Raw genomic sequence first — 20,798 nt, 5'->3', positions numbered from 1 at the left:
ACGGTCATGCGACAACGACCGTCGACGGGTTCGTCGGCGTATGCTGGGGCGATGTAGCACTCTGCTACACACGCGCGGGAGGTGTGCGATGAGCACCGGTACGGACAAGGTGACCCGGCTGTCTGCCGCATTGGTGACCGATGCGGCCCGGGAGGGCGCGCGAGAGCAGCGGTCGGCGCGGCAGCAACTCGAACACTGGGCGCGTCTCGGGCGCAGCGTCTCGCAGCGCACCACCGCGTCGCGTCAGCGGGTCGAGGCCGCGCTGGCGGGCGATCTGTCGGGAGAGGTGCTGACCGCAGAGGAAGCCGTCGTCTACGACGCCGAGGTCGACGCCCATCTCGAAGCGCGGCTCGCGACCGACGACCACGTGGTTCGTCGTGCCTCGGCAGGGTTGTCCTCGGTGGTCGTCGATGACGCCGGACGGCTCGTCGAACACCGCCCCGACGGGACGAGCGTCATCCTCGAGCAGTGACTCCGCGGCTCGATCTGGTCGTCGGATGCAACGGCGCGGGTAAGTCGACGCTGGTCGAGCGTCATCTGCAGCCCCTGCTGCATGTGCCCTTCGTCAACGCCGACCTGATCGCCCGGCAGCGGTGGCCCGACTCCGCGGAAGCCCATTCCTACGACGCCGCCCGGTTGGCGGCGGCGACCCGCGACACTCTCATCGAGCGCGGCACCTCGTTCATCGCCGAGACGGTCTTCTCGCACCCCTCGAAACTGGAGCTCATCGAACGTGCGCATACCGCCGGATACCGAGTCGCGCTGCACGTCGTGATGATCCCCGAGGCTCTCGCGGTCCATCGCGTCCGATTGCGCGTGGACAGTGGCGGGCACGCGGTCCCCGAGGTCAAGATCCGCGAGCGGTTCCGACGCCTGTGGCCGCTCGTCCGGACGGCCATCGCGCGGAGTGACCTGGCAACCGTGTACGCCAACGAGCAACCGACCACGCGCATCGTCGCGCGGTACGTCGACGGTCTGGTCGCCGGCGTACCCGACTGGCCGGACTGGACGCCGGGTGCGCTGACGGATACGAAGGCACGATGACTTCCCTCGATCGAGCCGGCCGGCTTCTCGTCGTCGGCGCTGTCAACGTCGATCTCGTGGTGGCGACCGACCGTCTGCCGGGGCCCGGTGAGACGGTCGTCGGTCCGTCCGTGACACGTCACGGCGGCGGCAAGGGTGCGAACGCCGCCGTCGCCGCGGCGCGTGCGGGTGCCGGGGTGCGATATTGCGGCGCTGTGGGTTCCGACGACATGGGCGCGAGCGCACTCGCCGAACTGCGGGACTCCGGTGTCGACGTGACGGACGTGGACGTGCTCGACGGCGTCGCCACCGGGATGGCGCTGATCGTCGTCGATCCGCACGGGGAGAACCAGATCGCCGTCGGGGCAGGCGCGAATGCCGTCCTCGGCACCGACGAGGTCCGTGCCGTGGTCGACCGTGCGGCGGGCTGGGCCGGCTGTGTCCTCGTCAGCACCGAGATCCCGGCCGACGCCGTCGCCGCGGCGGTCACGACGGCCGCCGCCCGGGGTATCCGCTGCGTCGTCAACCCCGCCCCGGTGTTGCCGTCGACCGTCGACCTGATGGCGTCGGCGCCGGTACTGACGCCCAACTCCTCTGAACTGCGGGACCTGTACGGACTCGTCTCCGAGGGTGTGGCCGCGCCGGAGATATCGGCGGCCGAACAGGCGACGGCGGTCGCATCCCGAACGGGCGCACCGGTTCTCGTGACCCTCGGTGCCGATGGCGTCCTGATCGCCGACCCCGCGTCCGAGGTGATCTCGCTCCCCGCCGGACGGGTCGCGCGGGTCGTCGACACGACCGGTGCGGGTGACACCTTCAACGGCGTGTTCGTGGCCGCGCTCGCCGCCGGCTCGACGGTCGTCGAGGCGGCGAGACGTGGTGTCGCGGCGGCGTCGCTGTCCGTCGCGGCGGTCGGTGCCCGGGCCGGGATGCCGAGCGACGACGAGATCCGCCGCGCGATGTGAGCGGAACCGGCCGAGAGGGAGCCGCTAGCGGGTGGCCGGTTTCGGCCGTTTCATGAACCGGTGGTGGTCGTCGCTGGGCAGGAAGTAGTCGCCCTGCCCGCCCGCGCGCAGCAGCGGTCGAGCGCCGGCCGTGTCGTACGTCTGGTCGTCGCGCAACAGATGGGTGGCGATGTGGATCTTGACCACCTCGCCCAGCACCATCCAGGTGTCGACGAGGTCGCCTGCGGCCGTGCGTAATTGGAACGACTGGGTGGTTCGGCACTCGAAACTCACCGGACTCTCGCCGACCCGTGGCGGGGCCACGAGATCAGAGGCGAGGCGCGTCAGGCCGGCGACGTCGAACTCGTCCTCGCCGGCGGGCACCGCAGCCGAGGTGGCGTTCATCTGCTCGCCGAGATGGTCGGTGGCGAGGTTCCAGACGAACTCGCCGGACCCGATCGAGTTGGCGACGGTGTCCTTGTAACCGACGCTGGCGAAACCGACGATTGGCGGCGTGTAGTTGAAGAGGTTGAAGAAGCTGTAGGGAGCCAGGTTGCCGACACCGTCGTCGGACACCGTCGAGATCCAGCCGATCGGCCGCGGCGCGACGATGGCATTCACCGGGTCGTGGGAGAGTCGGTGGCCCTGCGACGGCTCGTAGGAGTGGTAGGTCGTCACCATCGCCACGGTACGTCAGCCCGCCAACCGTTCCATCGCCTGCGTAAGGTGAGGTGCGACCGACCACCGCGCACATCGACGATCGGGACCGCCGTGACCCTCTCCTCCGCCTCTGACCTGCGGACCTTCGCCAACATCCGGGACCTGGGCGGTATGCGGGTCGCCGGCGGCGGCGTCACCGCCGCCAACGTGCTGATCCGCAGCGATGCCCCGTATCCCGACGACGAGGACCCCGTCGGCCTGCCCTGGCCGCCGGCGACCGTCGTCGATCTGCGCGACCCCACCGAGCTGGGCCGGATGGCCGTCACCTGGCCGCCGAACGTTCGCGTCGTGCACCGTCCGGTGTCCTCGGGTGCCCGCGTCGACCGCCTCGCCGACACCGCGCTCGTCGAGATCTACACCGCGATGATGCGCACGGGCGGGCATCGACTCACCGCCGCGCTGAACGAGTTCGACTCCGAGGGCGCGACGCTCGTGCACTGCGCTGCCGGCAAGGACCGGACCGGGGTGATCATCGCGATCGCTCTGCTGTTGGCGGGCGTCGACGAGGAAGCGGTCGTCACCGACTATCACCGGACCGAGGACGGCATCGCCGGGGTGTTCGCGCGTCTGCGGTCCCGCAAGCGGATCCCGGCGGGCACCACGCTGGACGCCCCGATCCTGCGCACCCCGCGCGAGGCCATCGAACTCGTCGTCGGGGACGTGACCGGTGCGCGCGGCGGTGCGTGGGGATGGTTCGAGGAGCACGGCGGCGACGTCGACCACTTCCGGGGCTGGGTCTCGAGGTTCGTGCGTCCCGAGGGCGAGGAGGCCGGGCGTGACTGACGAGAACACTTCGGAATCAGCCCAATTCAGCCCGGGTGTCGTGGCAGCCGTGCTCGCGCACATGAACGACGATCATGCCGACGACTCGCTGCTGATCTGCCGTGTGCTGGGCGGGCGGCCCGATGCGGTCGCGGCGCGGATGACCGGATTCGACCACGAGGCAGCGACGTTCGACGCCACGGTTCTCGAGGGGGTCGTCGGGGTGCGGCTCGCCTGGGATCGCCCGGTCCGCGATCGTGGCGACGTCCGCACCGCGGTCGTCGCGATGTTCCGTGCGGCGCAAGAACGTTCGGGTACCTCTGCGCCCTGAGGGTCACGTGCTCCCGCGAACCATCAGTTCGACCGGGAGGCGGCGGGATTCGACGTCCCGCCCGGCGGCGAGGTCGAGGAGGCCGCGCACCGCGGTCTCGCCGATCTCCCGAGCGGGGGAGCGGACCGTCGTGAGCGGCACGGGGAGCTGGGCGGCCACCGGGATGTCGTTGTAGCCGATCAGGGCGAGGTCGTCGGGGATGCGGAGTCCGAGGTCGCGGGCGACACCGAGGACTCCGATGGCGATGGTGTCCGACACCGCGAAGATCGCCCGGGGACGGTCCGGACGATCGAGCAATGCACGCCCGGCCGCCGTCCCGCCGTGAACCTCGAAGTCGGAAGCGACGATGCGGTCGTGGGACAGCGTGATCCCGGCATGAGCCAGCTCGGCGCGGAACCCGCGGAGCCGGTCGGTGGCCGTCGTGGCGTGGCCGGGCCCGCCGATGACGGCGAGGTCGGTGTGACCGCGCTCCAGGAGATGCCGGGCGGCGATGCGTCCGCCGCGCACGTCGTCGCCGCCGACGAAGGGGAGTCCGGCCTCGGCGTGCCGGGTGAGGGTGAGCATCGGGAGGTCGCCGACCCGCAGGGACTCCACGAAGTCCCGGCCCGGCAGGTGTAATCCGCTGAGCAGCAGACCGTCGACCTGCCGGCCGACGAGGAGTTCGATGGCCCGTCGCTGAGCGGCCTCCTCGTCGGGCGGGGACGACAGCAGGACCGAGTACCCGGCCCGGGTGGCCGCCTGTTCGATGCCCTGGTAGGTCGTGGCCACGACGCCGTCGGTGAGGCGGGTCATCACGACCCCGATCGTGGTGGTTCGGCGGGTCCGCAGGCTGGCCGCCCACACATTGCGCTGGTAACCGAGTTGGTCGGCCACCTCCCGCACCCGCAGAGCCGACGCCGACCACCCGTCGGCGGGCTCGGACTGTCGCAGCACCCGGGAGGCGGTGGACACGTGTACGCCGGCACGCCGGGCGATCTCCTTCAGCGTGGGGGCGCGCTGACCACTGACCACGCTGATCCTCTCTCTTCCTCATTGACCCGATGGGCATCGAACACCTACCTTAGGCGATGCAAACGTTCGTGCAAACGTTCTCGTCGACGGCCCTCGGTCCGCGCGAGTCCCATTCTCGACGGAGGTCCGCCATGTCCCGCACCAGCACGTTGCCCCAGCTCTTCGCCCTGGACTCGTTGCTCGACGCCGACGAGATCGCGATCCGTGACAGCGTGCGGGACTTCGCGGCGTCGAAGTTGCGTCCGCACATCGCCGACTGGTTCGAGGAGGCCCGGCTGCCGGCCCGCGACATCGCCCGCGAGCTGGGCGGGCTCGGAGCGCTCGGCATGCACCTCGAGGGTTACGGCTGCCCCGGGATGAGCGCGATGTCCTACGGATTGACGTGCCTGGAACTCGAGGCCGTCGACTCCGGCATCCGAAGTCTGGTCTCGGTGCAGGGCTCGCTGGCGATGTTCTCCATCCACCACTGGGGTTCGGAGGAGCAGAAGAACGAGTGGCTGCCGCGGATGGCGGCGGGCGAGGCGATCGGCTGTTTCGGCCTGACCGAGCCCGACTTCGGGTCCAACCCGTCGGGGATGCGCACCCACGCCAAGCGGGACGGCGACGACTGGGTGCTCAACGGGACGAAGATGTGGATCACCAACGGTTCGATCGCCGACGTCGCGGTGGTGTGGGCGCAGACCGACCTCGCCGACAGTCCCGGCGGCATCCGCGGGTTCGTCGTCCCGACCGACACACCGGGGTTCTCGGCGCCGGAGATCACCAAGAAGATGTCGCTGCGCGCCTCGGTCACCTCCGAGCTCGTGTTCGACGACGTGCGCCTTCCCGCCTCGGCGATGCTGCCGAAGGCGGAGGGGCTGCGCGGACCGCTGACCGCTCTCGGCGAGGCCCGCTTCGGGATCATCTTCGGAGCGATGGGTGCCGCCCGCGACTGCCTCGAGGCGGCCATCGAGTACGCGCAGTCCCGCCAGGTGTTCGACAAGCCGCTGGCCGGCTACCAGATCACCCAGACCAAGATCGCCGACATGGCGCTCGAGGTGGGCAAGGGTCACCTGCTGGCCTACCACCTCGGCCGTCTGAAGGACCGCGGCGAACTCACGCCCGAGCAGGTCAGCACCGGCAAGCTGAACAGCACCCGCGAGGCGATCGCGATCGCCCGCGAATGCCGAACCATCCTGGGCGCGAACGGCATCACTCTGGAGTATCCGGTGATCCGGCACGCCAACAACCTGGAGTCGGTGCTCACCTACGAGGGGACCTCGGAGGTCCACCAGCTCACGATCGGGCGCGCACTCACCGGGTCGGCGGCGTTTCGCTGAGGCAGTCGGGCGCCTGGCGGTAACCACCGGCGCCCACGGAACGTGGCGCAGTGGGTTACGTTGGACGAGCACGCCGAACAATGCGCGTCCGTGGTCGTTCGCTCACGTCGGGCGTCGAAAGGGGTTCGACCATGACCGATCCGGCTGACGATGACGTTCACCGCAAGATCGCGGATCTGGCGCGTGAACTCCACGGCGACGACTCCGACGAGCAGGTTGCGAAGACGATCGTCGAGAACGCGCTGGTCGACATCCCCGGAGTCGCGTACGCCGGCCTCACCGTCGCAATCGACCGAAAATCGATCGCGTCGTTCGGGTCCACGCACGACGTTGCCGACGTACACGACCGTATTCAAGCGGAACTCGGTGAGGGACCGTGCATCTCGGCAGCGCTCGCCGATCGCATCGTCCGAGTCGACGACCTCGAGAACGAGCAGCGCTGGCCCGAATACCGCCGCCGCGCGCTCGTCGAGACGCCGATTCGTTCCGTCCTGTCGTTCCAGCTCTTCGCCGACACCACGTCGATCGGGGCGTTGAACCTCTACGCCGACGAGCCGTTCGCCTTCGACCTTCACGCCGAGGACATCGGGGTGGTCTTCGCGACGCATGCCGCCCTCGCGTGGAACAAGGTGAAGAAGGACAAGCAGTTCCACAGCGCCCTGGCCAACCGGGACGTCATCGGTCAGGCCAAGGGCATGCTGATGGAACGGTTCGACATCGACGCGGTGGCCGCCTTCGACCTGCTGAAGCGCCTGTCGCAGGACTCGAACACCAAGCTGGTCGACATCGCGCGTCAGATCACCGTCACACGGTGACCTGACGCGACCCTTCGAGGCTCGTCGCTTGCGCTCCTCGCACCTCAGGGGGCAGGAGACCCGCTCCCTGCATCTCACGGGGCAAGGTTGGTCACTCGGTGACGGTGAACTCCACCGTGCTCGGCCCGACCTGATCCTGGGTCAGAGCGCGTCCCGCGTCCTCGATGGACTCGAAAGTCTTGACATACGGCGCCATTCCGCAGAGTTCGAGGGGGCGGGTCACCGCGCGGCCACCCACGACCACCACTGGGACGAATCGGCGACCGGCGTCGTCGATGAACGAACGCAGTAGCACCAACCCGACGGTTCCGAAGAAGTTCAGGCCCGAGAAGTCGAGGACGATGCCGTCGACGGGGCCGCTGATCACGCGGTCGAGAGCGGCGGCGAAGTCGGCCGCCGAGTCGCGGTCGACGCTGCCGGAGAAGCCTTGCACGCAATACGATTTCGGGGAGACCAACTGGTGGGAATGGGCCTTCGGCGCGGACTCCGCAGTGGGATCGAACGCCGAACGAAAGATGGTCGAAGAGGTGAGAGCCATGATGTTCTCAATTCAGTCAAGTGCGTCTGGCCACGACCGTCACTTCTGGATCGGAAGCCTTGGTGCTGCACCGAATCGACGTCAGTACCCCAAGTTCACGATCACCCGGTCAGAGGGATTGAGCGTGATGGTGGAAAGCGAGAAGGCCCTGGGCGCCCAACGCTCTAGAACGCAGCTTCTACCTGAACCGCATCTCTTACCCTACGTTGCACAAGAGCGACCTACAAGGTTGTGCCCACTTCGGCAGTTTCTATGCGGTGTGTTCCTGCCACGCGACGCCCTGACCAGCCGAGGGCCGCCGTGGCTGGACGCCGCCGGGCGACCGTGGTTGGGTGGACTCGGATATGCGTCGAACCCGGTGCGCACATCAGTCCTGTTCTGGATGCGGCACGAGGTCTGCGCATCGATCTCGAGCTGTCTTCGAAGTCTGGTGGTGAGAATGGCGTCGGGTGACCGGGGCGATCACGACGATTACAGTGATGTCCTTCCGGCTCTGCGGACCATGCACGAGGAGAAGGACGACGCTCGTCGTGCCCGGCTGCGGGAGGACGTCATCGCGAGGTGCCTGCCCCTGGCAGACCATGTCGCCAGGCGCTTCTCGGAGCGCGGGGAACCCATTGACGACCTGCGTCAAGTGGCGCGGATCGGTCTCATGCATGCCGTCGACCGTTTCGACGTCGAACGAGGCAATAATTTCCTGGCCTTCGCGGTCCCGACCGTCATGGGCGAGGTCAAGCGCTACTTCCGCGACAGCACCTGGTCCATCCGCGTGCCACGCCGGGCCCAGGAGGCGTCGCTCAACATCGCCAAGGCCAGCGAGGAGTTGCTGCAGTCCCTCGGACGGTCGCCGCGCCCGAGTGAGATCGCCCAGCACCTCGGGCTGCCCGTCAGCGAGGTGATCGAGGGCATGGTCGCCCGGTCGGCCTACACGGCGAGCTCGATCGATGCCGAAGCCGGTTCGTCGACCGACGGCTGGACGCTGGCCGACACCCTCGGCGACGAGGACGCGCGACTGGAACTCGTCGAAGAATTCGTCACGCTGCAGCCGGCCCTCGAGCGGCTGACCGAACGCGAGCGCACCATCCTCACGTTGCGGTTCTTCAAGTCCATGTCGCAGAGCGAGATCGCGCGTCAGGTGGGGATCTCCCAGATGCATGTGTCGCGCTTGCTGACGCGGATTCTCGAGACCTTGCGATCGGAAGTCGTCGATGACGATGACGAGAACTCCAGGCCGGGATCGCAGGCCGACAGCGAGCGTGCCGCGACGAAGGGCCGCGGCACGCCACGCGGGTTCACGGCTTGAGAATCACCTTGACCATTCCGTCGTCCTTCTTCTGGAATGTCTCGTAGGCCTTCGGTGCCTCGCTGAGCGGTAGTTCGTGGGTGGCGAAGGTGTCGACGCCCAAGGGGTCGTCGTCGGTCAGCAGCGGCATGATGTCGTCGACCCAGCGCTTCACGTTCGCCTGACCCATGTGCAGCCGGATCTGCTTGTCGAACATGGTCAGCATCGGCAGCGGGTCGGCCGCGCCGCCGTAGACCCCGGAGAGCGAGATCGTGCCGCCGCGTTTGACGATGTCGATCGCCGAGTAGAGCGCGCCCAGCCGATCGGTACCCACCTCCGACATCGCCTTGCGGGCGACGGCGTCCGGCAGCAGGCCGACGACGCTCTGCAGCGCCTTGTTGACCGGCGACCCGTGGGCCTCCATCCCGACAGCGTCGATGACCGAATCGGTACCCAGTCCTCCGGTCAGGTCGCGGATGGCGTCGCCGACGTTGTCGACCGCGTCGAAGTTCACGGTCTCGATGCCGCGGGCCTCCGCCCGGGCGAGTCGCTCGGGCACGCGGTCGACACCGATGACCCGCGCTCCCTGGTGCGCGGCGATGCGGGCAGCCATGTCGCCGATGGGGCCGAGGCCCAGCACCGTGACGGTTCCGCCCTGGGGGATCTCGGCGTAGGTGACGGCCTGCCAGGCCGTCGGCAACACGTCCGAGAGATAGACGAACCGCGAGTCGGGCTTCTCCAGCGGCACCTTGATGTGGGTGAACTGGGCCTGCGGCACCCGAAGGTACTCGGCCTGCCCACCGGGCACGGAGCCGTAGAGCTGGGAATAGCCGAACAGCGCGGCGCCCATCCCTTGCTCGGTGACGCGGGTCGTCTCACACTGCGTCATGAGGCCCTCGTTGCAGAAAAGGCAAGAGCCGCAGGAGATCTGGAAGGGGATGACCACACGGTCGCCGACCCGCAGGTCGCCGGTGTCGCTGCCCACCTCCTCGACAATCCCCATCGGCTCGTGCCCGAGGATGTCGCCCGCCTGCATGAACGGACCGAGAACCTCGTAGAGGTGGAGGTCCGACCCGCAGATGTTGGTCGAGGTGACCTTGATGATGGCGTCGGTCGGTTCGATGATCTTCGGGTCGGGCACCGTCTCGACCGAGACGTTTCGCTTGCCCTGCCAGGTCACTGCACGCATTCTCTAGGCCTTTCCGTTGTCGGCTCGACGCTCGTCGCGAATCTCCTCGAGGCGGTCGTCTCGTCCTCGTTCACTCTTTCCGGCGTGTTCCACCGGGAAGTCGTGGAACCGCTCCTCATAGCGTTCGGCTTCCTCGGCGGTGGTCTCGGGCTGGATCGGGTCCTGATGGGCCCGATCGCCGTCCCGGGCTGCGCGACGTCGCAGCAGGACGCGGCTGCCGATCAGCAGTCCGATCGCGAGCAGACCCATGACGACGGCGCCGACCGCCAGCCACACCGTCGCATCGCGGTCGCTCGCACCGGCGGCGATGGCGATGCCGGCGAGCACCAGCATCAGTCCGAGGCAGACGAAGCCGAGTAGGCCGACGGCCTTCAGTCCTCGCGACTTTCGTGCCGGGCGCCGCGCGATGGCCTCACGCGACGCGACTTCTCGTTCAGGTGTCAGATCTGGCATGGTGCACTCCCTGCGCTGTCTGGTCGGGCTCGGTGGCCGGCGTGCTCGACACCGGCCTCGGTGCGGAGGGTTTACCGCGAGCGGCCGGCGATGAAACGTCGCCCCACCGCGCCCGCGTCGGTCATGGGACGGATGGAGACGTGAATCTCATCGAGTCATGATCTGGGTAAACGCTCTGCTAACGTGTCGACACGTGTTCGGGGGGGCACGTTCAGCGCGGCAAGGTCCTCCGGCCGCGGTTTGGAACACGGAATCACGGGGCACTCATGACCAGACCAGCCGAGATCGGCACCACCAATCAACGGGCGAAGAAGACTCATTTGATGACCGATTCCGACGCGACGTCCCAGCTATCGATCGACGGCGGTACGCCGACGGTCCTGCGGGTTCCGGCCGCCACCGATCGTCTCGCGCTGGTGCGCGCTCTGGTCGAGACCGCGCTGTACATCGACGACTGGGCGCTTGACGACGTCATCGACGCCAAGGTGGCCGTGGACGAGATCTGCTCGCAGATCATCTCCGCCGCCGCTGAGGAGTCGTCCATCGAACTGACCCTGCACATGTCGTCGCAGGGCGTGATCGGCGAGATCCGGGGGGAGCTCGTCCCGGACGTGACCCTGAAGCAGTCGACTTTCGGATGGCGGATCGTGCAGACCGTCACCGACACCCACACGATCTCCTACGACGAACCGCTCCCGGGTGCCGCCTCCCGCGGCGTCGTCATCGGGTTCTCGAAGTTCCGTCGCTGACCCGGAGCCACTCGTCGCCTGCGGTGTCGTAGGCGACCAGGCCGCGGTCGGCGAACGCGCGCAGCCACCCCTCCATGGGCCAGGTGCCCCATCGCCGGTGGAACACCCGTGCGTTGCGGAGGATGTCCGCAAGGTGTTCGACCGGCGGGTTCGAGACCGGATGGTGCTGGTGGTAGGCGTGTGCGCCACCAACCCAGGCGATCCGAAACCCGTTGTCGCGCGCGGACATCGCGAAGTCCGTGTCCTCGCCGCCGTAACCGCGGTAGCCGGGGTGGAAGCCGCCCAGGGCGAGCCAATCGGTCGCCCGGACCGCGAACGACAGCGACCAGAAGAGCATCAGCTCCGATGAGAGTTGTGTCTGCCCGGTTCCCGGTGACGGACGCGCCGGGTGCGGATCGGTGAACCGGGCGAGCTCGCGCGCATCGAAGGTCGGCTGGTCGCAGGGGAGGTAGGTGACCGGGCCGCAGTAGAGGACTTTCAGGTCCGGTGTCGCCGTGCACGAGCGGAGGTAGCGCTCGAGCATGTCCGGGCCGGGGATGCAGTCGACGTCGAGGAACACCAAGAGCGAGGCCCCCGCGGTCATGGCGGCCGTGGCGCCGGCGTTCCGGGCATCGGCGAGTTGCAGGGTGTCCGGGTCGTCGTTGGCGAACCGGATGACCTCCACCGGATGACCGTCGGTGACAGATGTGATGTCGGGGTCGTCCATGGCCACCACGTAGTGCAGGTCGGGCCGCCGGGTCGAATGGGCGAACGCCTCGAGTTGTCGTCGAAGGTGGCGGTGCCGCCCCGACACGATCGTGATGACGGCGGCCACCTCGGGGACGCCGGTCATCGGTGCGCGACCGCCTCGATCGCCCGCGCCGCACGTTCGGCGGCGCCGGCGGTGTGCCACCGCGACCACTCCGGCGACGAACTCCCGGCGGTGTCGAGAATCGAGCGCCAGCGTTCGGCGGACGGCCATGACGACGTGACGAGGGCGAGTTCGGAGCGTGCGAGGGTGTTGCCGGTTGCCCGTTGTTCGGCGAAGGGTCGGTCCTCGGGGATGACCACCGCCGGGCGCCCGGCCGCGGCGGCGTCGGCCACGCTTCCCTGACCCGCGCCGATGACGGTCACCCGCGCACTGCACAGGAAGGGCCACGGGTCGTCGACCCAGGTGCCGAAGGCGGGTCCGAGTCCGACGACGGTGTGCTCCGGGAGCTCCTCGCCGAGTGTGGTCGCCGGATGCGGGGCACCCGGTACCCCGCCCGCGCCGGTGACGACGAGGATGTCGGCGGCGAAGGTGGGGTGGGACACGGGGAGTCGTCCGTCGAACCGCGAGATACCGCCGGTGAAGACCGTTTTCGGCAGATGCTCCCGGAGCCAGTCCGGTTGATACAGCTCGGCGGGCCAGGGCGCGATGATCGCATCGGCCGCCCGGTAGGCGAGCTGATGCGGCAGATCGTCGCGAACGCCGGGCTGCGCCGTCACGATCACCGGCACGCCCATCAGCCGGAGAAAGAGGGTGACTTCCACCGATACGTCGACGACGACGGCGGCCGGTCGGCGCGTCTCGACGAACTCGGCCAGCTGCGCCATGCGTGTGCGTAGTCCGCCGTCGTGCCGTGGGGCCCAGTGCAGCAGGCCGCCGGCGTCGACGTCCCGCGGCTGCGGGTCGGCGTCGTCGCGCTCGAGCGTGATCACCTCGCTGAACACCGGGGCGGTAAGCGACGCGCTGGTCAGCGCGACGACGTCGGTGCCGAGGTGGCCGGCGACGGCAGTGGCCCGGGAACAGTGTCCGCGGCCCTGATGGTGAACGTAGTAACCGATCACACCCCGACCTCCCGGGGGAGCGAGGAGTCGGCCAACGGGCGCCCGGCGACCAGATCGGCGTAGATGTCGAGGTACCGATCGATCATCGCGATGTCCGTGCAGTGGTCCTCCGCGCGCCGACGCACGAGGCCCCGGTCGAGGGTGAGCGCATCGTCCACCGCGAGGGCCAGCGCGTCGATGTCGCCCGGCGGCACGAGGACGCCGGCGTGCTCGCCGACGATCTCGGGGATACCGCCACGGGCGAAGCACGCCACCGGGGTGCCGCAGGCGAGGGATTCGGCCACCACGAGACCGTAGGGCTCGTCCCACACCGGGGTCACCAGGGTCGCGCCGCAGGAGCCGACCAATCGCGCCAGGTCGTGCTGGTGGAGGTGTCCCTCATAGTGGACGAGCCCGCCCAGCGACGGGGCGATCTGTTGCTCGAAATACGTTGTGTCGCTGATGGGTCCGGCCAACCGGAGTCGACGGCCCGCGCGCTGGGCGGCCTCGATCGCGAGGTGGGCGCCCTTCTCCGGTACGAACCGGCCGAACCACACCAGGTCGTCTCCGCCGGGGCCGGCGGGCCAGCGGTCCAACTGAACCCCGTTGTGCACCACCGGGATCTCGCCGAGCACATGCGACCAGGACTGTGCCGTGTGCCGACTGACGGCGACACAACGCGTACCGGGCGCAAGGGTCAGCGCGGACTCGAGCCACGGCGTCGGCGGGGTGTGCAGCGTGGTGACCATCGGGGTCTCGACGGCCGGACCCATGGCGACCGGGAGGTAGTGCAGGCTGTGATTGTGGATCACGTCGTAGTCGCCGGGGTTGTTGGTGAACGACAGCATGAGCGACAGGTACGCGTGATGATCCTGCAGTGCTTCGAGTTGGGGCATCGACACATCCGAGCGTGCGGCCGCGGAGGGCTCGAACAATTCGCCGCGCAGGCGATCCGAGTCGACCGGCAGATCGCTGCCCGCGCCCGCGAACAGCGTGACCTCGTGACCGGCGAGGGTGAGGGCGCGAGTGAGATGCCAGACGTGGGCCTCGAGTCCGCCCGCGAACGGCTGCGCGATCGGGTAGCGGCTCGACGCGACGATGGCGATCCTCAACGTGTCACGCATCCAGAGCCCTGGTGTAGAGGGCGGCGTGCTGCTCGGCGAGCGACTCGCGCTGCGCGCGCCGGTCGGGCCACGAGGCCGCCGCGGGACGAGCCGAATATGCCTGTGCCAGAGCAGAAACGAGTGAGTCCGGATCGAAGGTGTCCTCGGTGAACTCGAAGGACAGGCAGTCCTGCTGCTCGCGGTAGAAGCCGCAGCTCGGCGCGATCACGGTGGTTCCGAGATCGTGGCAGGCCTCGAGCCACCCGGAGTGGGTACCGAATCGGTACGGCAGTACCGACACGTCCACGCTCCGCAAGTAATCCCACAGCTGATCGTCGGAGAAGTACTCGTGCACGAGTACGCGCGCATACGGATGCCGGGAGAGTGCCAGCGCCGTGGTGCCGAAGTCCGGGTTGTACGCGTGCTCCCCGGGGACGAACACCTCGTCGTGGAGGTTGATCTGAACCGTCATGTCCGGGTAGTCCGCGGCCGCCTCGAGCAGGGTCATGATCACCGGCAGCGGATCCATGTTGGCGCGAATGCTCTTGGCGTGCACCCCCACCACGAAGTCGTCGGCGTGCGGCGCGCGCGGACCGAATCGGCCGGGCGGCACGACATGCGGGTGAGGCAGCACGGTCGCCTTGCGCTGCCAGCGGCGCGCGATCTCCCGGGAGACGCCGGGGGTCAGGGTGATGACCTCATCCGCCGCCGGTACGAGGATGTCCAAGACCTCCTCGTGGCGTCCCGGTTCGGGGTGATGCGGATTGCGCAGATCGTGCAGCGTGTACACGAGTGGTTTGCCGTGGGTGCGCAGCTCATCGATCACCTTCGACATCACGGCCGGCTCGACGGCGTCGAACCCGAAGTGGAGATGGAAGACGTCGAACTCGTTGTGGTTGCGGGCGATCCACGCGGGGTCGAGCATCAGCGGGGGCCACCAGCCGCCCGGCACCTTGGCGCCGTCGGCCGGCACCGGGTCGGGCAGGCGTACGACCGAGACCGGGCCGGTGTCGAGCCCGCTGACCGTACCGTTCAGCGGCGACAGGTGGCGGACGTACACGTGGGAGTGCGGCACCGACGCGACGCGCACGCGGGTCGCACCGCCCCTCCGCGAACCGAGGCCCGCCGACATCGTCGACAGACCTCGTGTCGTGTTCGACCCCGTTGTCTCGAGGGTTGCTGTTCCGCCTGGCTGCGCACTGCTCACTGCCACATCCGTTCACTAGGGTCGCAACGGCTGTGTTCTCAACCGGGCCTGCACGATCGCGGCTTCGGCGAGCCGCAGATGACTGCCGGTTTCCGGCACCTATCTCGTGCCGGTGCGGATACCCCGGAACGTCGGCGGTGAAACCGCCCGTGGAGGCGATGAACGGTGGTGCGTCGGTGCTACTTCGAGGACGAGGCGTTCTCGTTGTCGGAGCGGTGTGCGTTGAGCAGCAGATGGTCGAACGACTGCCGGACCGGGTCCGGTAGCACCACGTACCGGTGGACGCCGGTGACGATCGACCGCGCGAGCTCGTTCACCTTGACGTTGGCCGTCTGCGAACGCCAGCGCATGACCTCGAACGCGCGATCGGCGCTCACGCCGTAGGCCAGCGAGATCATGCCCTTGGCCTGCTCGATGACGCCCTGGTGCTCGCGGAATCGCGCGACGTGCTCGTCGACGCGGTCCTTGACGGCCTTCTCCTCGATTGCCGTCAGATCGAGATAGAACCCCTCGGCGCCGATCACGGCGCCGGATTCGTCGGTGAGTTGCTGCGACACCACCGCGACGTGGCGGACCTCACCTCTGGTGTCGACGATGCGATGGCGGCTCGAGAACGGGATCCGGCGGTCGAGCATCGTCGCGAGCAGCTCTTCGAACGACTGCCGGTCGTCCGGGTGCTTGTGCCCCGCGATCAGCTCGGTCGTCGGAGTGACCTCACCGGGCCGGTAACCATGCATCTCGGCGACCTCGTCGGACCACTCCCATTCCTGGGTGTCGAAGAGGAACCGGAAGCTGCCGACGTGACTGATACGGGACTCGCCGGCGGTGTGATCGTTGGCGTCTGTCACCCTCACCCCTACAAACCACAAATCAACAGGAATGCCAGCGGTCTCGGGCGAAAGATGAGCTTACCTGGCTGGCGCATCCGACGGGAATCGACCCGGTGCGTGTCCCCGGAGTCGGACTCGCGGAGATCGTTTCGGTGGCGTGTCGGCCGGGTATGTGCGGTACCCCGGGCCGGCGGTGAGACCCCGACCCCGACCGACACCGATCTCGGCTACGGCCAGGAGGACGAGGATGAGTACCGACAACGTGGGCGACAGTGCGACAGCGGCATCTGAGGGCATCAACCCCGATCTGACGTCGACAGCCGGTTTGGAGGATCTCGACGAGGACCGGCTCGGTCAGGACCCGCTCGAGGAGGGGATGGACCCGCCCGAGGACTGGTCGGCCAGTGATCGGACCGGCACGACCGCCCGGGAACAGCGGGAAGGGGAGTCCCTCGACGAGAAACTCGACCAGGAGATCCCCGACCAGAACCCCTGACGACGTCCGCGCCCCGGTCCGCGCCGATGTTTCCGCACGCTTCTCAGCGGGCACCATCTCGATCATGAGCGACCAGAACCCCGAGCACGAACCGAAGACGATCTCCTACCCCGGTGAGACCGACGAGATGGGCGAACGTCCCCGGGACGAGATGCGTGACTATCGCGGCCGCGATCTGCTGGCCGGCAAGACCGCCCTCATCACGGGCGGCGACTCGGGTATCGGCCGTGCGGTCGCGGTCGCCTTCGCCAAGGAGGGCGCCGATGTCGCCATCGCCTACCTGGAGGAAGACAACGACGCCCGCCACACGGTCGAGCTCATCGAGGCCGAAGGACGGCAGGCCCGCGCGTACCGCGGCGACCTCGCCGACCCGGCGCACTGCGCCGACATCGTGAAGCGGACCGTCGACGAACTCGGCGCATTGGACATTCTGGTGAACAACGTCGCCTACCAGGAGATCGTGGACGACTTCCTGGAGCTGACGCCGGAGCAGTGGCGGCGCACCTTCGACGTCAACATCGACAGCTTCTTCCACACCACGCGAGCGGCGGTGCCGCACCTGACCGGCGGCGGCGTCATCATCAACACGTCGTCGATCAACGGTCTGCGTGGCAACGACAGCCTCATCGACTATTCGGCCACCAAGGGCGCGGTGCTGGCCCTGACCTACTCGCTGGCGCAGGCGCTGATGGAACGGAAGATCCGCGTGAACTGCGTCGCGCCGGGCCCGGTCTGGACGCCGCTGATCCCGGCGACGATGCCGGCCGAGGCGGTCAAGGACTTCGGCACCCAGGCGCCGATGGGACGGGCGGCCCAGCCCGACGAGATCGCACCGTCGTACGTGTTCTTCGCGGCCGAGCAGCTCTCGTCCTACTACACCGGCGAGGTGCTGGCCCCGATCGGCGGCGAGACGCTGCCGGGGTAGGCCGCCTGGTCAGGGCACCGGCAGCGGCGCCAGGCTGTTCCCGCGCGGCAGCGAACCGCAGTTGCTCTGTGTCGGGGCACCCGCGAACCGCTCGGTGAGGTACTGCAGTGCCAGCGGTTCGAACGGGAGGAACGCCTCCTGATGGGTCAGGCCGTTGAGCTGCCGGTAGGTGATGTCCACGCCGCGTGAGCAGTACTCGTTCGCGAGGCCGATCACGTCACCGGTGATCATCAGGGTGTCCCCGATCGCGTTGTAGTGACCCACCGCGAGAAGCATCCTCGTCGACGGGGTGCCCGACCGTCCCATGATGTTGTCGTTGATCGCCCGCACCACCTGCGGCACGTCGAGCAGACCGGTGTACGGCGGCTTGACCATGTCCGCGCTGGTGAGTCCCGGATACTTCGACGCGAACTCCGAGATGCACTCGTCGCTGACGTCCTGGGCGACCTGTCGGCCGCGGGTCGAGAGGAACGTCGAGGTGTCGAGCCGGTAGGTCCGCTGGTAGGCGACCACGAGCGCCGGGATGACACCCGCCCACTTCGCACTGCCGTTGATGTAGGGCAGGTTGTGCGCGAGGTCCACCGGCAATCCGCCCGCGGCGGCGCCGACGATGTTCAGTTCGGGCGCGTAGCGCGGCGCGACCTCGGCGCCGAACTGCGTGGGGATGGACCCGCCGGAATATCCGACGAGGCCGACCGGGGTCGACCGCGGCAGCCGCAGGAACGACTGTGCGGCGCGGACGCCGTCGAGTGCGGCATAGCCCGACTGCCGGCCGATGGTCCACTGCAGCTTCTCGCCCTCGTAGTCCGGCACCACGACGGTGTACCCGGCGGCGAGATAGCCTGCGATGACGCCCTGTTCGGCGGTTGCGGTGCCGTTGGTGTAACCCCCGCTGAGCGTGTACGACGGATCGCACTGAGACCCGAGCGCGTCGTAGGCCATGTGGTACGAGACCAGGCGCGTCGGGCCCGGGATCAGCGGTCGCAGCACGGTCGCGACCGTCACCACGCTCTCGCCGAACTGGTCGGTGGTGCGATAGAGCACCTGCGAGCCGGTGATCGGGGTGGACATCGTGGGTGTCTGGAACCGCATGGGACGGCTGCGGAGCACCGCTCCGGGAGCCACGCCCGACAGTGAGGCGTTGTAACGGTAGAACGGGTCGGCCGACGGCAGTGGCGAGCCCGGCCCGGGTGCGGCCTGGGCGGGGGGCGTGCCCGCGAACACGCCGAGCAGCACGCCGACGACCACACCGATGACACCCACGCGCAGCCAACTCGTGCGCACCCCGAACGACATGGCTCATCTAAGCATCGAACGGGCCGTCCCGTCCGGGAAAGGCATGCTGCCGGTCGGGTCGCTCAAACATGGGATGTTAGGTTGTTTGGCGTGTCCGGACCCATCAACCCGCCCCAGCGAACGAGCGAACTCGTGGTGCAGCGCATGCAGGAGTTGATCGCAGCCGGTACCTGGCCCCTGGGCGAGCGGATTCCTGCTGAGCCCGAGCTCGTGGCGCAGTTCGGCGTCGGGCGCAACACGATCCGGGAGGCCGCGCGCGCACTGGAACACGCGGGCATGCTCGAGCCCCGGCGGGGCGACGGCACGTATGTGCGCGGCCGGAGCCCACTCGCCGGTGCGATCGCGCGGACCTCCGCGCCGTCGGAGCTCCGCGATCTGCTCGAAGTGCGACGTGCACTGGAGAGCGAGGCCTCGGCCGGTGCGGCCGCCCGGGGCGACGCCGCCGACGTCGAACGTCTCCGCCTGTTGCTGGCGTGCACCGAGGACGCTATGGCCGACGGTGATCTGGATCGATACACCGAGGCGGACATCGCATTCCACGCCGAGCTCGTCGTCGCGTCCCGCAACGCGCTGCTCATCGCGATGTACGACGGAATCGCCGAGGCGATCGCCCGGACTCATCCGTCGGTCTTGCGACGTCCGCTGGCCGAGCAGTCGCACCCGCGCGGTCATCGGGACGTCGTCGACGCGATCGAGCGCGGCGACGCCGACGCGGCGCGCGCGGCGGTGTATGCCTACGTCGACTTCACCGAGGTGTCGGAATGAGTGCGCAGGCGCTGTCCACGCGCGAGAAGTCCGGCGTCGGGGTCATCGTCACCGCGGTCGGAGTGATGCTGGTCGCCGCGAACCTGCGACCGGCCGTGGTGTCCGTCGGACCGCTCATCGGCGTGATCTCCGACGACGCCGGCTTCAGCAGCGCCGTCGCCGGTCTGCTGACCGCGCTGCCGGTGCTGTTCTTCGGGATCTCGGCGCCGGTGGCTCCCCGTCTGGCCAACCGGTTCGGCATCGAACGGGTCATCTTCGGGGCCCTGCTCGTGTTGGTCGTCGGCATCCTCGTCCGGCCCATCCCGTCGCCGGCCGCCCTGTTCGGGGGTTCGGCGGTCATCGGCGCCGCCATCGGCACCTGCAACGTCGTACTCCCGGCGCTGATCAAACGCGACTTCGCGCACCGCTCCGGGCTCATGACCGGCCTCTATTCGATGACTCTCTCCGGCGGGGCGGCGGTCGCGTCCGGGGTGAGCGTGCCCATCAACGACGCACTCGGCGGGGACTGGCGGCTGGCGTTGGCCGCGTGGTCGCTGCTCGCGGTGGTCGCCGTGGTCGTCTGGATTCCGCAGCTGCCCCTGGTTCACCGGGTGACCTCGGCGGCGCCGACATCGTCGTTGCTGACGAACCCGATCGCGTGGGCGATCACGGTCTTCATGGGAACGCAGTCGCTGATCTTCTACACGTTCGTGGCCTGGCTGCCGCAGTACCTCGTCGACGACGGCATGTCGCCGTTGCGGGCGGGTGCGGTCCTGGCGTCGGCGCAGGTGGTCGCCCTGATCATGTCGCTGGTCGCGCCGATCGTCGCCGGCCGCTTCGCCGGTCAGCGGGTGGTGACCCTGTCGGTGATCGCGGTCTGCGCCGTCGGCTTCGTGGGTCTGCTGAGTACTGATGTCTGGCCGGGATTCTGGGCGGCCTGTGTGATGGTCGGGCCCGGTTCGTCGATCAGTCTGGCCCTTCTCTTCATGGTGCTGCGCAGCTTGGGATCCGAACAGACGGGCCAGGTGTCCGGGATGGCGCAGTGCGTCGGCTACCTGGCGGCGGCGGCCGGCCCGATCATCATCGGCGCCATCCATGACGTCACCGGCTCGTGGACCCTGGCCATGGCGGTGCTCGGTCTCGTGCTGGTGCCCCAGGCCCTCTCCGTCCTCGGCGCCGCCAAGGACGTCAAGATGACCGGTTGACGAGGTCTGCGCCGGGACCCGGACGATTCGTCGCACAGTCGGTATCGGTCAGCCCTGACCGCTAATCT

Annotated in this window: 24 protein-coding genes; 13 read left to right on the top strand and 11 right to left on the bottom strand. The window is 68.6% G+C overall.

Annotated elements, in window-relative coordinates; all coding sequences use genetic code 11:
- Positions 1-88 precede the first annotated feature (88 nt).
- From Q9R39_RS08445 to Q9R39_RS08435, 3 genes are read left to right on the top strand one after another with little or no spacing between them, the layout of a single operon-like run.
- Positions 89-472, top strand: a complete 384-nt coding sequence (locus Q9R39_RS08445) for a TA system antitoxin ParD family protein (RefSeq protein ID WP_078113766.1) — start codon at positions 89-91, stop codon at positions 470-472.
- The gene (locus Q9R39_RS08440) at positions 469-1,044 is read left to right on the top strand and encodes a zeta toxin family protein (RefSeq protein WP_078113767.1); all 576 of its coding nucleotides are present in this window, start codon (positions 469-471) and stop codon (positions 1,042-1,044) included. The genes Q9R39_RS08445 and Q9R39_RS08440 overlap by 4 nt, the downstream gene beginning before the upstream one ends.
- Positions 1,041-1,988, top strand: coding sequence for a PfkB family carbohydrate kinase (locus Q9R39_RS08435; protein ID WP_311277332.1), 948 nt, complete (start codon positions 1,041-1,043; stop codon positions 1,986-1,988). The genes Q9R39_RS08440 and Q9R39_RS08435 overlap by 4 nt, the downstream gene beginning before the upstream one ends.
- A 24-nt stretch (positions 1,989-2,012) precedes the next feature.
- Here Q9R39_RS08435 and Q9R39_RS08430 read toward each other — a convergent pair whose 3' ends face one another.
- Positions 2,013-2,645 (bottom strand): flavin reductase family protein, encoded by a 633-nt coding sequence (locus Q9R39_RS08430; RefSeq protein ID WP_311277331.1) that lies wholly within the window; start codon positions 2,643-2,645, stop codon positions 2,013-2,015.
- 93 nt (positions 2,646-2,738) lie between these two features.
- Here Q9R39_RS08430 and Q9R39_RS08425 point away from each other — a divergent pair, with 93 nt between their 5' ends.
- Both Q9R39_RS08425 and Q9R39_RS08420 read left to right on the top strand, forming a co-directional pair.
- Positions 2,739-3,470: a tyrosine-protein phosphatase gene (locus tag Q9R39_RS08425; RefSeq protein ID WP_311277330.1), complete on the top strand. Its 732-nt coding sequence runs from the start codon at positions 2,739-2,741 to the stop codon at positions 3,468-3,470.
- Entirely contained in the window at positions 3,463-3,780 is a 318-nt protein-coding gene (locus tag Q9R39_RS08420; RefSeq protein ID WP_269553949.1) for a DUF2470 domain-containing protein, read from the top strand. Before Q9R39_RS08425 ends, Q9R39_RS08420 begins: the two co-directional genes overlap by 8 nt.
- A 3-nt stretch (positions 3,781-3,783) precedes the next feature.
- Here Q9R39_RS08420 and Q9R39_RS08415 read toward each other — a convergent pair whose 3' ends face one another.
- A complete protein-coding gene (locus Q9R39_RS08415) occupies positions 3,784-4,791 on the bottom strand; it encodes a LacI family DNA-binding transcriptional regulator (RefSeq protein WP_269553950.1) in 1,008 nt (335 codons plus the stop codon).
- 131 nt (positions 4,792-4,922) lie between these two features.
- On the opposite strand from Q9R39_RS08415, the gene Q9R39_RS08410 reads away from it, so the two are divergent.
- Both Q9R39_RS08410 and Q9R39_RS08405 read left to right on the top strand, forming a co-directional pair.
- Complete coding sequence (locus Q9R39_RS08410) at positions 4,923-6,110, top strand: acyl-CoA dehydrogenase family protein (RefSeq protein WP_259935344.1); 1,188 nt, start codon at positions 4,923-4,925, stop codon at positions 6,108-6,110.
- Between the two features lie 131 nt (positions 6,111-6,241).
- Positions 6,242-6,925, top strand: coding sequence for a GAF and ANTAR domain-containing protein (locus Q9R39_RS08405; RefSeq protein WP_078113773.1), 684 nt, complete (start codon positions 6,242-6,244; stop codon positions 6,923-6,925).
- A gap of 91 nt (positions 6,926-7,016) precedes the next feature.
- On the opposite strand, the gene Q9R39_RS08400 is transcribed toward Q9R39_RS08405, so the two are convergent.
- The gene (locus Q9R39_RS08400) at positions 7,017-7,463 is read right to left on the bottom strand and encodes an STAS domain-containing protein (protein ID WP_137809467.1); all 447 of its coding nucleotides are present in this window, start codon (positions 7,461-7,463) and stop codon (positions 7,017-7,019) included.
- 439 nt (positions 7,464-7,902) lie between these two features.
- On the opposite strand from Q9R39_RS08400, the gene Q9R39_RS08395 reads away from it, so the two are divergent.
- Positions 7,903-8,766, top strand: a complete 864-nt coding sequence (locus Q9R39_RS08395; protein WP_068970828.1) for an RNA polymerase sigma factor SigF — start codon at positions 7,903-7,905, stop codon at positions 8,764-8,766.
- On the opposite strand, the gene Q9R39_RS08390 is transcribed toward Q9R39_RS08395, so the two are convergent.
- Both Q9R39_RS08390 and Q9R39_RS08385 read right to left on the bottom strand, forming a co-directional pair.
- A complete protein-coding gene (locus Q9R39_RS08390) occupies positions 8,756-9,934 on the bottom strand; it encodes a zinc-dependent alcohol dehydrogenase (protein WP_226514119.1) in 1,179 nt (392 codons plus the stop codon). The two genes, Q9R39_RS08395 and Q9R39_RS08390, sit on opposite strands and share 11 nt — an antisense overlap.
- Before the next feature lie 3 nt (positions 9,935-9,937).
- Positions 9,938-10,387: a hypothetical protein gene (locus Q9R39_RS08385; RefSeq protein WP_277244049.1), complete on the bottom strand. Its 450-nt coding sequence runs from the start codon at positions 10,385-10,387 to the stop codon at positions 9,938-9,940.
- 323 nt (positions 10,388-10,710) lie between these two features.
- Between Q9R39_RS08385 and Q9R39_RS08380 the strand changes: the two genes are divergently transcribed.
- Entirely contained in the window at positions 10,711-11,136 is a 426-nt protein-coding gene (locus Q9R39_RS08380; RefSeq protein ID WP_058249946.1) for a hypothetical protein, read from the top strand.
- Here the strand turns inward: Q9R39_RS08380 and Q9R39_RS08375 are convergent.
- The 5 genes from Q9R39_RS08375 to Q9R39_RS08355 form a co-directional block, all read right to left on the bottom strand.
- On the bottom strand, positions 11,108-11,968 hold the full coding sequence (locus Q9R39_RS08375) for a glycosyltransferase family 2 protein (RefSeq protein WP_068970848.1): 861 nt from the start codon (positions 11,966-11,968) through the stop codon (positions 11,108-11,110). The two genes, Q9R39_RS08380 and Q9R39_RS08375, sit on opposite strands and share 29 nt — an antisense overlap.
- Entirely contained in the window at positions 11,965-12,945 is a 981-nt protein-coding gene (locus tag Q9R39_RS08370) for a hypothetical protein (RefSeq protein WP_068970831.1), read from the bottom strand. The genes Q9R39_RS08375 and Q9R39_RS08370 overlap by 4 nt, the downstream gene beginning before the upstream one ends.
- Positions 12,942-14,048, bottom strand: a complete 1,107-nt coding sequence (locus tag Q9R39_RS08365; RefSeq protein ID WP_068970832.1) for a glycosyltransferase family 4 protein — start codon at positions 14,046-14,048, stop codon at positions 12,942-12,944. Before Q9R39_RS08365 ends, Q9R39_RS08370 begins: the two co-directional genes overlap by 4 nt.
- Positions 14,041-15,159 (bottom strand): glycosyltransferase, encoded by a 1,119-nt coding sequence (locus Q9R39_RS08360; RefSeq protein WP_226514295.1) that lies wholly within the window; start codon positions 15,157-15,159, stop codon positions 14,041-14,043. The genes Q9R39_RS08365 and Q9R39_RS08360 overlap by 8 nt, the downstream gene beginning before the upstream one ends.
- A 254-nt stretch (positions 15,160-15,413) precedes the next feature.
- Positions 15,414-16,082, bottom strand: a complete 669-nt coding sequence (locus Q9R39_RS08355) for a PAS and ANTAR domain-containing protein (protein ID WP_159371512.1) — start codon at positions 16,080-16,082, stop codon at positions 15,414-15,416.
- A gap of 229 nt (positions 16,083-16,311) precedes the next feature.
- Here Q9R39_RS08355 and Q9R39_RS08350 point away from each other — a divergent pair, with 229 nt between their 5' ends.
- A complete protein-coding gene (locus tag Q9R39_RS08350; protein ID WP_137809461.1) occupies positions 16,312-16,560 on the top strand; it encodes a hypothetical protein in 249 nt (82 codons plus the stop codon).
- 64 nt (positions 16,561-16,624) lie between these two features.
- A complete protein-coding gene (locus Q9R39_RS08345) occupies positions 16,625-17,485 on the top strand; it encodes an SDR family oxidoreductase (RefSeq protein ID WP_137809460.1) in 861 nt (286 codons plus the stop codon).
- Between the two features lie 9 nt (positions 17,486-17,494).
- Here Q9R39_RS08345 and Q9R39_RS08340 read toward each other — a convergent pair whose 3' ends face one another.
- On the bottom strand, positions 17,495-18,781 hold the full coding sequence (locus Q9R39_RS08340) for a lipase family protein (RefSeq protein WP_137809459.1): 1,287 nt from the start codon (positions 18,779-18,781) through the stop codon (positions 17,495-17,497).
- Between the two features lie 90 nt (positions 18,782-18,871).
- Here Q9R39_RS08340 and Q9R39_RS08335 point away from each other — a divergent pair, with 90 nt between their 5' ends.
- Both Q9R39_RS08335 and Q9R39_RS08330 read left to right on the top strand, forming a co-directional pair.
- Positions 18,872-19,546 (top strand): FCD domain-containing protein, encoded by a 675-nt coding sequence (locus Q9R39_RS08335; protein WP_311277329.1) that lies wholly within the window; start codon positions 18,872-18,874, stop codon positions 19,544-19,546.
- On the top strand, positions 19,543-20,730 hold the full coding sequence (locus Q9R39_RS08330) for an MFS transporter (protein WP_311277328.1): 1,188 nt from the start codon (positions 19,543-19,545) through the stop codon (positions 20,728-20,730). Before Q9R39_RS08335 ends, Q9R39_RS08330 begins: the two co-directional genes overlap by 4 nt.
- Positions 20,731-20,798: the final 68 nt, after the last annotated feature.

This window comes from Gordonia sp. AC31 (genome assembly GCF_031844505.1).
GTDB classification, from domain to species: domain Bacteria; phylum Actinomycetota; class Actinomycetes; order Mycobacteriales; family Mycobacteriaceae; genus Gordonia; species Gordonia hongkongensis.
This window is presented reverse-complemented; position numbering and strand designations above follow the sequence as displayed.